We start from the raw sequence: 11912 nt of genomic DNA on the forward strand, positions 1-11912 counted from the left end.
CCCAAGCTAAAGGTCTGGTTATTTATACAGTGTTTTGTTTCGCGCTGACAATGCCCTCCCTTAGCTCGATTTGCTTGAACCACAAATCTGCTTAGTGCATCGAGGAATGAGGATTCGGCACTTTTTTGTAGGGTTAATGTTTGAAGGCCCTTGAAGCCTGATTTTGCGGCCCCATATATCGGGGCAGAAGCGCGAGTCAGGCTCGCGGACGAAATTGAAAGGAGAATTCTATGGCTGACGAACAGACAGTAGATACGCAAAACCCAGAAGCCAATCAGGCGCCCGAAGGTTCGGGTGATGACCTGGCGACCCGTGTACAAGTGCTCGAAGAGCAATTGGCCGCCGCGCAGGATCAATCTCTGCGTGTTGCTGCTGATCTGCAGAACGTCCGTCGCCGTGCCGAGCAGGACGTCGAGAAGGCGCACAAGTTTGCCCTGGAAAAATTTGCCGGCGACCTGTTGCCGATCGTCGACAGCCTGGAGCGCGGCCTCGAGCTGTCGAACCCGGACGACGAAAGCATTCGTCCGATGCGCGAAGGCATCGAGCTGACGCTGAAAATGTTCCACGACACCCTCAAGCGTTATCAGCTGGAAGCGATCGATCCGCACGGCGAACCGTTCAACGCCGTTCAGCATCAAGCGATGGCCATGCAAGAAAGCGCCGACGTAGAACCGAACAGCGTTCTGAAGGTGTTCCAGAAGGGCTACCAGCTCAACGGTCGCCTGCTGCGTCCGGCCATGGTTGTGGTCAGCAAGGCGCCTGCGCCAATTTCGCCTTCGATTGACGAGAAGGCTTGAAATTAGCCGCAAGGCCCCCATTTAGAAGTCAAGCGTTTAAGTATTACCGCAGTCAGCCACCACTGCTGCGGCAAAAAAATCCAAAGTTTCGGGAGAGTTAACATGGGCAAAATTATCGGTATCGACCTGGGGACTACCAACTCCTGCGTCTCCGTGCTGGAAAACGGCAAAGCAAAAGTTATCGAAAACGCTGAAGGCGCGCGTACCACGCCGTCGATCATCGCTTACGCCAACGATGGCGAAATCCTGGTAGGTCAGTCGGCCAAGCGTCAGGCTGTAACCAACCCGCACAACACCCTGTACGCAGTAAAGCGTCTGATCGGTCGTCGTTTCGACGAAGAAGTTGTGCAGAAAGACATCCAGATGGTCCCTTACAAGATCGTCAAGGCTGACAACAACGACGCCTGGGTTGAAGTGAACGGCCAGAAAATGGCGCCGCCACAAATCTCGGCTGAAATCCTGAAAAAGATGAAGAAGACCGCCGAAGACTATCTCGGCGAGACCGTGACCGAAGCGGTGATCACCGTTCCGGCCTACTTCAACGACAGTCAGCGTCAGGCGACCAAAGACGCCGGCCGCATCGCGGGTCTGGACGTAAAGCGCATCATCAACGAACCGACCGCAGCTGCTCTGGCTTACGGTATGGACAAGGCTAAGGGCGATCACACCGTGATCGTTTATGACCTGGGTGGCGGTACTTTCGACGTTTCCGTGATCGAGATCGCTGAAGTTGATGGCGAGCACCAGTTCGAAGTTCTGGCCACCAACGGTGACACGTTCCTCGGCGGTGAAGACTTCGACATTCGTCTGATCGACTACCTCGTTGACGAATTCAAGAAAGAAAGCGGCATGAACCTCAAAGGTGACCCGCTGGCCATGCAGCGCCTGAAAGAAGCCGCTGAGAAAGCCAAGATCGAGCTGTCGTCCGCTCAGTCGACCGACGTCAACCTGCCGTACATCACTGCAGACGCGACCGGTCCTAAGCACCTGAACGTGAAGATCTCGCGTGCCAAGCTCGAAGCACTGGTTGAAGACCTGGTTCAGCGCACCATCGAACCTTGCCGCATCGCCATGAAAGACGCCGGTCTGGACGTTGGCGCGATCAACGACGTGATTCTGGTCGGTGGTCAGACCCGTATGCCGCTGGTACAGAAGCTGGTTACCGATTTCTTCGGTAAAGAAGCTCGTAAAGACGTTAACCCGGACGAAGCCGTTGCCATGGGTGCTGCGATTCAGGGCGCCGTTCTGGCTGGTGACGTGAAAGACGTTCTGCTGCTCGACGTTAGCCCGCTGACCCTGGGTATCGAAACCATGGGTGGCGTGATGACCGCGCTGATCGAGAAAAACACCACGATTCCTACCAAGAAATCGCAAGTGTTCTCGACTGCCGACGACAACCAGGGCGCTGTGACCATTCACGTGCTGCAGGGCGAGCGTAAGCAAGCCACTCAGAACAAGTCCCTGGGCAAGTTCGACCTGGCCGACATTCCACCTGCTCCACGTGGCGTGCCGCAGATCGAAGTGACCTTCGACATCGACGCTAACGGCATCCTGCACGTTGGTGCGAAAGACAAGGCTACCGGCAAGACCCAGTCGATCGTGATCAAGGCCAACTCCGGTCTGTCCGACGAAGAAATCGAGCGCATGGTGCGTGACGCCGAAGCCAACGCTGAGGAAGACCGCAAGTTCGAAGAGCTGGCCGCTGCCCGTAACCAGGGTGACGCACTGGTTCACTCGACGCGCAAAATGATTGCTGACGCGGGCGACAAAGTCACCGCCGAAGAGAAGACTGCGATCGAGGCTGCTGTGGTTGCTCTGGAAGCCGCTGTCAAAGGCGACGACAAGGCCGCTATCGAAGCCAAGGTTGAAGAGCTGTCGAAAGTCTCCGCTCCGGTTGCTCAGAAGATGTACGCCGAACAGGCGCAGCCAGCTGATGGCGCAGCCCCGCAAGGCGAATCGGCTGAGAAGGCTGACGACGTTGTCGATGCAGAGTTCGAAGAAGTCAAAGACCACAAGTAAGTTGTTGGTCGGCCGGTTGACTGCCTTTAGGCAGTGACTGGTAGGATGTCGCCGCGCGGGAGCTAGCTCCCGCGTTGGCGTATCTGGAATACGCGAATTTTTACAGCATGCGACAAGGTTCGGATGTTGGCGGTATGGCCGGGAATGCTCCTGCTTTTCGCGCCGCAAGTACCGCAAGAAACAAAGACCAGGATCGTTGAATTGACGTGAGTTGGGTCCGGGCCTGTATTGGGGCTCAACGAGTTTGGCCATCCTCAGGAGGGGTTTGCCGAACGTCCTCAAGAGTGCAGAAGACTTATGGCAAAGCGTGACTATTACGAAGTGTTGGGTGTTGAGCGCGGCTCAAGCGATGCGGACCTCAAGAAGGCTTACCGTCGTCTGGCGATGAAGCACCACCCGGACCGTAATCCCGATGACAAAGCGTCGGAAGAAATGTTCAAAGAGGCCAACGAGGCCTATGAAGTGCTGTCCGACTCGAGCAAGCGTGCGGCGTACGATCAGTACGGCCATGCCGGCGTCGACCCGAGCATGGGTGGCGGTGGCGCCGGTTTCGGCGGTCAGAACTTCTCGGACATCTTTGGTGATGTTTTCAGTGATTTCTTCGGTGGCGGTCGCGGTGGTTCCCGTGGCGGCGCTCAGCGTGGCAGCGACTTGCGCTACACCCTGGAGCTGAATCTGGAAGAAGCGGTGCGCGGCACGTCGGTGAATATCCGCGTTCCGACACTGGTCAACTGCAAGCCGTGCGATGGTTCCGGCGCTAAGAAAGGCTCGTCGCCATCGACCTGCCCGACCTGCGGCGGCATCGGTCAGGTGCGCATGCAGCAGGGCTTCTTCTCGGTGCAGCAAACCTGCCCGCGTTGCCATGGCCAGGGCAAGATCATTTCTGATCCGTGCGACTCCTGCCACGGTGACGGCCGTGTTGAAGAGTACAAAACCCTGTCGGTCAAAGTGCCGGCTGGCGTCGATACCGGTGACCGCATTCGCCTGTCCGGCGAAGGCGAAGCGGGTACGCAGGGCGGCCCGACGGGCGACCTGTATGTGGTTATCAATGTCCGCGAGCACGACATCTTCCAGCGCGATGGCAAGCATCTGTTCTGCGAAGTGCCGATCAGCTTCGTTGATGCGGCGCTGGGCGGCGAGCTGGAAATTCCGACCCTCGACGGTCGCGTCAAACTGAAAATCCCTGAAGGCACCCAGACCGGCAAGCAGTTCCGCGTACGCGGTAAAGGCGTGGCGCCGGTACGTGGCGGCGGTGCGGGCGATTTGATGTGCCGCGTTGCGGTGGAAACTCCGGTCAATCTGAATCGTCGTCAGCGCGAACTGCTGGAAGAATTCCGCAGCTCGCTGGCCGACGACAATAGCCACTCGCCGAAAACCACCGGTTGGTTCGACGGTGTGAAGCGCTTCTTCGGCGATCTGTAAGGAGTCGGCATGCGACGTATAGCTGTGATGGGCGCTGCTGGGCGCATGGGTAAGATTCTGGTCGAGGCCGTGCAGCAGCGCGCGCCGCTGACCGGTTTGACCGCCGCCGTGGTTCGTCCTGGCAGCACGCTGATCGGCGTCGATGCGGGGGAGCTGGCCTCGCTGGGGCGTATCGGTGTGCCGCTGTCCGGGCATATCGAAGCTGTGGCTGAAGAGTTCGATGTGTTGATCGACTTCACGCTGCCGGAAGTGATGCTGAAAAACCTCGCGTTCTGCCGCAAGGCCGGCAAGGCCATGGTCATTGGTACCACCGGGCTGGACGCGGCGCAGAAGCAGTTGCTGGCCGACGCGGGCAAAGATATTCCGATCGTGTTCGCGGCCAACTTCAGTGTCGGCGTCAATCTGTCGCTGAAACTGCTCGACATGGCGGCGCGCGTGCTGGGTGATGAGGCGGATATCGAAATCATCGAAGCCCATCACCGGCACAAGATCGATGCGCCGTCGGGTACGGCGTTGCGCATGGGTGAAGTGATTGCCAGTGCGCTTGATCGTGATTTACAGAAAGTCGCGGTGTACGGTCGTGAGGGTCATACCGGCGCTCGTGAGCGTGAAACCATCGGCTTCGCCACCGTGCGTGGTGGTGATGTGGTGGGTGATCACACCGTGTTGTTCGCCTGCGAAGGTGAGCGCCTGGAGATCACGCACAAGGCGTCTAGCCGTATGACGTTCGCCAAGGGCGCGGTGCGTGCCGCGCTGTGGCTGGATGGTCGCGAGCCGGGTCTGTACGACATGCAAGACGTGCTTGACCTGCGTTGATACACTGCTGAACCCGGCGCAAACGCCCTGTTTGCGCTGGTTTTTTTCCGCTCGGCGACGACCTGTCGCATTCTCCGGCCTTTTAGGCTCTTTAGCGGTGGACCAAAAAAGCCTTTTTCTGTAAGCTACAGCTTTAGTGTGTCCACTAAAAGCGCGCAGAATAATTCAGTGAAGAAGCGGGGTGACGTGTCCATACGTCACTCCGCTTTTTTACAACCTGCGATCGCCCTTTCATGCGTTATTTACGGGAGGTCTTCTTGACTAAGCCAGCCATACTTGCCCTTGCTGATGGCAGCATTTTTCGCGGCGAAGCCATTGGTGCCGACGGTCAAACCGTTGGTGAGGTGGTGTTCAACACCGCAATGACCGGCTATCAGGAAATCCTTACCGATCCTTCCTACGCCCAACAGATCGTTACCCTGACTTACCCGCACATCGGCAACACCGGCACCACGCCGGAAGATGCCGAGTCCGACCGCGTCTGGTCCGCTGGCCTGGTCATTCGTGACCTGCCGCTGGTAGCGAGCAACTGGCGTAACACGATGTCCCTGTCCGACTACCTGAAAGCCAACAACGTTGTGGCAATCGCCGGTATCGACACCCGTCGCCTGACCCGCATCCTGCGTGAAAAAGGCGCACAGAACGGCTGCATCATGGCCGGCGACAACATCTCCGAAGAAGCGGCCATCGCCGCTGCGCAAGGCTTCCCGGGCCTGAAAGGCATGGATCTGGCGAAAGTCGTCAGCACCAAGACTCAATACGAGTGGCGCTCGACTGTCTGGGATCTGAAAACCGACAGCCACGCGACCATCGACGCTTCCGAGCTGCCTTACCACGTGGTTGCCTACGACTACGGCGTCAAGGTCAACATCCTGCGCATGCTGGTTGAGCGCGGCTGCCGCGTCACCGTCGTACCTGCGCAGACGCCTGCCGCTGATGTGCTGGCACTGAAGCCGGACGGCGTGTTCCTGTCCAACGGCCCTGGTGATCCAGAGCCATGCGACTACGCGATCAAGGCGATCAAGGAAGTGCTGGAAACCGAAATTCCGGTATTCGGCATCTGCCTCGGTCACCAACTGCTGGCTCTGGCCTCCGGCGCCAAGACCCTGAAAATGGGCCACGGCCACCACGGTGCCAACCACCCGGTGCAGGATCTGGACACTGGCGTCGTGATGATCACCAGCCAGAACCACGGTTTTGCGGTAGACGAAGAAACCCTGCCAGCCAACGTGCGTGCGATCCACAAATCGCTGTTCGACGGCACCCTGCAAGGCATCGAGCGCACCGACAAGAGCGCGTTCAGCTTCCAGGGCCACCCTGAAGCGAGCCCGGGCCCGAACGATGTCGCGCCACTGTTCGACCGCTTCATCAACGAGATGGCCAAGCGACGCTAAGCGTTCGCCTTGAGACTGTAGAGAGAAGCCCTCGAGGGCGGCCCCGACACCGGCGGCCCCCTCGGGACTTCAGAAATCGATCAAGACGGCTTGCCGACTGACCTGCGGATTTGAGTGACAAACCCATGCCAAAACGTACAGACATTAAAAGCATCCTGATTCTCGGCGCTGGCCCGATCGTTATCGGCCAGGCCTGCGAATTCGACTACTCCGGCGCCCAGGCCTGTAAAGCCCTGCGCGAAGAGGGTTACCGCGTCATCCTGGTGAACTCCAACCCGGCCACCATCATGACCGACCCGGACATGGCCGACGCGACCTACATCGAGCCGATCAAGTGGCAGACCGTTGCCAAGATCATCGAAAAAGAACGCCCGGACGCCGTGCTGCCAACCATGGGCGGCCAGACTGCTCTGAACTGCGCCCTGGATCTGGAGCGCGAAGGCGTTCTGGAGAAGTTCGGTGTGGAAATGATCGGCGCCAACGCTGACACCATCGACAAGGCTGAAGACCGCTCGCGTTTCGACAAGGCGATGAAGTCCATCGGCCTGGCGTGCCCGCGTTCCGGTATCGCCCACAGCATGGAAGAAGCCAACGCGGTTCTCGAAACCCTGGGTTTCCCGTGCATCATCCGTCCGTCCTTCACCATGGGCGGCACCGGTGGCGGTATCGCGTACAACCGTGAAGAGTTCGAAGAAATCTGCGCCCGTGGTCTGGACCTGTCGCCGACCAAAGAGCTGCTGATCGACGAATCGCTGATCGGCTGGAAAGAATATGAAATGGAAGTTGTCCGCGACAAAAAGGACAACTGCATCATCGTCTGCTCGATCGAAAACTTCGACCCGATGGGCGTGCACACCGGTGACTCGATCACCGTTGCTCCAGCACAAACCCTGACCGACAAGGAATACCAGATCCTGCGTAACGCCTCCCTGGCGGTACTGCGCGAGATCGGCGTCGAGACTGGCGGCTCCAACGTGCAATTCGGTATCTGCCCGAACACTGGCCGTATGGTCGTGATCGAAATGAACCCGCGCGTATCGCGTTCCTCGGCACTGGCTTCGAAAGCCACCGGTTTCCCGATCGCCAAAGTCGCGGCCAAACTGGCTGTGGGTTACACCCTCGACGAACTGTCGAACGACATCACCGGCGGCAAGACCCCGGCGTCCTTCGAACCGTCGATCGACTACGTCGTCACCAAGCTGCCACGTTTCGCCTTCGAGAAATTCGCCAAGGCTGACGCACGCCTGACCACGCAAATGAAGTCGGTTGGTGAAGTCATGGCCATCGGCCGTACCTTCCAGGAATCCCTGCAGAAAGCCCTGCGCGGTCTGGAAGTCGGCGTTTGCGGTCTGGACGAGAAGCTCGACCTGAGCAACCCGGAAAGCATGAGCGTGCTCAAGCGCGAACTGACCGTGCCGGGCGCCGAGCGTATCTGGTACGTGGCGGACGCTTTCCGCGCTGGCCTGTCGGTCGAAGACATCTTCGGCATGAACATGATCGACCCGTGGTTCCTGGTGCAGATCGAAGATCTGATCAAGGAAGAAGAGAAGGTCAAGACCCTCGGTCTGTCCGCTATCGACCGCGACCTGATGTTCAAGCTCAAGCGTAAAGGCTTCTCCGATCAGCGTCTGGCCAAACTGTTGGGCGTGACCGAGAAGAACCTGCGTACTCATCGCCAGAAGCTGGAAGTGTTCCCGGTCTACAAGCGCGTTGACACCTGCGCCGCCGAGTTCGCCACTGACACCGCTTACCTCTACTCCACCTACGAGGAAGAGTGCGAAGCTGCGCCGTCGGGTCGCGACAAGATCATGATTCTGGGCGGTGGTCCGAACCGTATCGGCCAGGGCATCGAGTTCGACTACTGCTGCGTTCACGCTGCTCTCGCCCTGCGCGAAGACGGCTACGAAACCATCATGGTCAACTGCAACCCGGAAACCGTTTCCACCGACTACGACACTTCCGACCGTCTGTACTTCGAACCGGTAACTCTGGAAGACGTGCTGGAAATCTGCCGCGTCGAGAAGCCGAAAGGCGTGATCGTCCAGTACGGCGGTCAGACTCCGCTGAAACTGGCTCGTGCCCTGGAAGCCGCTGGCGTGCCGATCATCGGCACCAGCCCGGACGCCATCGACCGCGCTGAAGACCGTGAGCGTTTCCAGCAAATGGTTGAGCGCCTGAACCTGCGTCAGCCGCCAAACGCCACCGTGCGCAGCGAAGACGAAGCTGTTCGTGCTGCCGCGAAGATCGGTTATCCGCTGGTGGTGCGCCCGTCTTATGTACTGGGCGGCCGTGCGATGGAAATCGTTTACAAGGAAGACGAGCTCAAGCGTTACCTGCGTGACGCGGTGCAAGTGTCCAACGACAGCCCTGTGCTGCTCGACCACTTCCTCAACTGCGCCATCGAAATGGACGTGGATGCGGTCTGTGACGGCAAAGATGTGGTGATTGGCGCGATCATGCAGCACATCGAACAGGCTGGCGTTCACTCCGGTGACTCAGCGTGCTCGCTGCCGCCGTACTCGCTGCCGGCGCACATCCAGGACGAGATGCGCGAACAGGTCAAGAAAATGGCTCTGGAACTCGGCGTTGTCGGCCTGATGAACGTGCAGTTGGCGCTGCAAGGCGAAGACATCTACGTCATCGAAGTCAACCCGCGCGCTTCCCGTACCGTACCGTTCGTGTCGAAGTGTATCGGTGTCTCCCTGGCGATGATCGCTGCCCGCGTGATGGCCGGTAAGACCCTGAAAGAAATCGGCTTCACCAAAGAAATCATCCCGAACTTCTACAGCGTGAAAGAGGCGGTGTTCCCGTTCGCCAAGTTCCCTGGCGTTGACCCGATTCTCGGCCCAGAGATGAAGTCGACCGGTGAAGTGATGGGCGTCGGCGACACCTTCGGTGAAGCATTCGCCAAAGCCCAGATGGGCGCCAGCGAAGTGCTGCCGACCGGCGGCACTGCGTTCATCAGCGTGCGTGACGACGACAAGCCACTGGTTGCAGGCGTGGCCCGCGATCTGATCAACTTGGGCTTCGAAGTGGTAGCCACTGCCGGCACTGCCAAGCTGATCGAAGCCGCAGGTCTGAAAGTGCGCCGTGTGAACAAAGTGACCGAGGGTCGTCCGCACGTGGTCGACATGATCAAGAATGACGAAGTCACCCTGATCATCAACACCACTGAAGGTCGTCAGTCGATCGCTGATTCGTACTCCATTCGTCGTAATGCCTTGCAGCACAAGATTTACTGCACAACCACTATTGCTGCTGGCGAAGCTATCTGTGAAGCGCTGAAGTTCGGTCCTGAAAAAACCGTGCGCCGCTTGCAGGATCTACACGCAGGATTGAAGGCATGATCAAATACCCAATGACCGTCCAGGGCGCCAAAGCCCTGGAAGAAGAACACGCTCACCTGACCAAGGTCGTCCGTCCGAAGCTCAGCCAGGACATTGGTACGGCTCGCGAGTTGGGTGACTTGAAGGAAAACGCTGAATACCATGCTGCCCGCGAACAGCAAGGCATGGTCGAGGCGCGGATTCGTGATATCGAAGGCCGGATTCAGAATCAGGTCATCATCGATGTCACGACCATTCCGCATACTGGCAAAGTGATTTTCGGTACCACCGTCGAAATCGCCAACGTCGAGACTGACGAAAGCGTCACTTACCACATCGTGGGTGAGGATGAGGCTGACTTCAAACTTGGCAAGATTTCGGTCGGCTCGCCTTTGGCCCGTGCCTTGATTGGCAAGGAAGAGGGCGATGTGGTCGCCGTGAAAACGCCAAGCGGCGTGATCGAGTACGAGATTGTCGAAGTCCGTCACATCTGAAAAAGGGCGCCCGCTGCATGCGGGCGCCATGCTTTGGCAGCTGACCCAGATGCTTTGGGTTGGCGGTCTATGGCTGATTCATCTCGGTTTGCAGCCGGCGTTGGGCAAGATTGGCCTGGCACCGCTGCTGATCGATGAGGTGGCCAGTGCATTCGAAGTGCTGGTGGTGGGATTCGCCGCCGCATGCGTGATCTTTCAGGCGCTGGTGCTGGTTCAAGCTGAGGGTCTTGCCAGTCTATGGCGGGATTTTCGCGGGCAGGTGTTGCTGATGGCGTTGTATGCGTGTGCGATGTTTGTCGCAGTGCGTGTCGGCTGGCCGGATGCGCAGCGCTGGCAGGTCTTCAGTTATCTGGTTCTGGGCTTTTCCGGGCTGGTGCTGGTGATGCAGCCGGTGCCGGGATGGAGTGGCAGGGTGCGCGAAGCACACCCTTGACCCTTGTCATCACTTGAAGCGATGAACGTTCGACAGCTGCTTGTTGACGCTGAAGTTCTTGCGGTAAACCAGTGCCATCTTGCCGATGACCTGTACCAGGTCCGCTTTGCCGACCTTGCACAGTTCTGCGATATGCGCCAGGCGCGACTCGCGATCGAGGATGTTGAGCTTGATCTTGATCAGCTCGTGGTCCGCCAAAGCGCGTTCAAGTTCGGCTAAAACACCTTCAGTCAAACCGTTGTCAGCCACCGTCAAAACCGGTTTCAGGTGGTGGCCAATGGATTTGTACTGTTTCTTCTGCTCTGGAGTGAGCGGCATAATCTGACCCTTTCGTCTGGATTCTGTAAAATGGCGGCCATTTTACCCGAGGGCTCGTGGATCCGCCCAATTAATCACGACCCTAATCATCGAGGTGCCCAATGGCGCGTTCCAAGACAAGCCTTGGTTGGCTGAAACGACATGTCAACGATCCCTATGTGAAGCAAGCACAGAAGGATGGCTACCGCTCGCGTGCGAGTTACAAACTTCTGGAGATCCAGGAGAAATACAAGCTGATCCGTCCCGGTATGAGCGTTGTCGACCTGGGTGCGGCGCCCGGTGGCTGGTCGCAGGTGACTAGCCGGCTGATCGGTGGTCAGGGACGTCTGATCGCCTCGGACATCCTGGAAATGGACAGCATTCCGGACGTGACTTTCATTCAGGGCGATTTCACCGAGGACGAAGTGCTCGGGCGGATTCTAGAAGCCGTGGGTAATTCGCAGGTGGACCTTGTGATTTCCGATATGGCCCCCAATATGAGTGGTACGCCTGAAGTGGATATGCCCAAAGCCATGTTTCTTTGCGAGCTGGCGCTTGATCTGGCCGAACGGATCCTCAAGCCGGGCGGTAATTTCGTGATCAAGATTTTTCAGGGCGAAGGGTTTGATGTTTACCTGAAGGATGCTCGCAAGAAGTTCGACAAGATCCAGATGATCAAGCCGGACTCCTCTCGTGGCAGCTCCCGCGAGCAATACATGCTGGCTTGGGGTTATCGCGGGCGTAGCGAGTAAAACGAGGTTTTTGTGCAGGGTGATAGGTTTTTAGTATTTCGCCCGGCGAGCATTAACGAATATTGTGTAGAAAGTGTTTCACAAAGGGTTACAGACGGCGCCTGCCAGAGTCGTAGGTAATGTAGTAAGTTAGGCCGGTGAATATCATGCGAAGCGCGCGCC

Annotated in this window: 10 protein-coding genes; 9 read left to right on the plus strand and 1 reads right to left on the minus strand. The window is 58.1% G+C overall.

Annotated elements, in window-relative coordinates:
• Positions 1-230 precede the first annotated feature (230 nt).
• The 8 genes from grpE (at position 231) to CKW14_RS11805 (ending at position 10701) form a co-directional block, all read left to right on the plus strand.
• A complete protein-coding gene (gene grpE / locus CKW14_RS11770) occupies positions 231-797 on the plus strand; it encodes a nucleotide exchange factor GrpE (protein ID WP_007915219.1) in 567 nt (188 codons plus the stop codon).
• 102 nt (positions 798-899) lie between these two features.
• Complete coding sequence (dnaK, locus tag CKW14_RS11775; RefSeq protein ID WP_007915221.1) at positions 900-2816, plus strand: molecular chaperone DnaK; 1917 nt, start codon at positions 900-902, stop codon at positions 2814-2816.
• Positions 2817-3113: 297 nt separating this feature from the next.
• Positions 3114-4238, plus strand: coding sequence for a molecular chaperone DnaJ (dnaJ, locus tag CKW14_RS11780; RefSeq protein WP_016986506.1), 1125 nt, complete (start codon positions 3114-3116; stop codon positions 4236-4238).
• Positions 4239-4247: 9 nt separating this feature from the next.
• The gene (gene dapB, locus CKW14_RS11785; protein ID WP_095049709.1) at positions 4248-5054 is read left to right on the plus strand and encodes a 4-hydroxy-tetrahydrodipicolinate reductase; all 807 of its coding nucleotides are present in this window, start codon (positions 4248-4250) and stop codon (positions 5052-5054) included.
• A gap of 257 nt (positions 5055-5311) precedes the next feature.
• On the plus strand, positions 5312-6448 hold the full coding sequence (carA, locus tag CKW14_RS11790) for a glutamine-hydrolyzing carbamoyl-phosphate synthase small subunit (RefSeq protein ID WP_007915228.1): 1137 nt from the start codon (positions 5312-5314) through the stop codon (positions 6446-6448).
• Positions 6449-6573: 125 nt separating this feature from the next.
• The gene (carB, locus tag CKW14_RS11795) at positions 6574-9795 is read left to right on the plus strand and encodes a carbamoyl-phosphate synthase large subunit (RefSeq protein WP_007915231.1); all 3222 of its coding nucleotides are present in this window, start codon (positions 6574-6576) and stop codon (positions 9793-9795) included.
• Positions 9792-10268 (plus strand): transcription elongation factor GreA, encoded by a 477-nt coding sequence (gene greA, locus CKW14_RS11800; protein WP_003221530.1) that lies wholly within the window; start codon positions 9792-9794, stop codon positions 10266-10268. The genes carB and greA overlap by 4 nt, the downstream gene beginning before the upstream one ends.
• Before the next feature lie 28 nt (positions 10269-10296).
• Positions 10297-10701, plus strand: a complete 405-nt coding sequence (locus CKW14_RS11805; protein ID WP_095049710.1) for an MFS transporter — start codon at positions 10297-10299, stop codon at positions 10699-10701.
• A 9-nt stretch (positions 10702-10710) separates the two neighbouring features.
• Here CKW14_RS11805 and CKW14_RS11810 read toward each other — a convergent pair whose 3' ends face one another.
• On the minus strand, positions 10711-11019 hold the full coding sequence (locus CKW14_RS11810) for a YhbY family RNA-binding protein (protein ID WP_003221534.1): 309 nt from the start codon (positions 11017-11019) through the stop codon (positions 10711-10713).
• 101 nt (positions 11020-11120) lie between these two features.
• On the opposite strand from CKW14_RS11810, the gene rlmE reads away from it, so the two are divergent.
• Positions 11121-11750 carry a 23S rRNA (uridine(2552)-2'-O)-methyltransferase RlmE gene (gene rlmE / locus CKW14_RS11815; RefSeq protein ID WP_007915237.1) on the plus strand — a complete coding sequence of 210 codons (630 nt, stop codon included), beginning with the start codon at positions 11121-11123 and terminating at the stop codon, positions 11748-11750.
• Positions 11751-11912 lie beyond the last annotated feature (162 nt).

The organism is Pseudomonas sp. Irchel s3a12 (genome assembly GCF_900187485.1).
Lineage (GTDB): Bacteria > Pseudomonadota > Gammaproteobacteria > Pseudomonadales > Pseudomonadaceae > Aquipseudomonas > Aquipseudomonas neuropathica.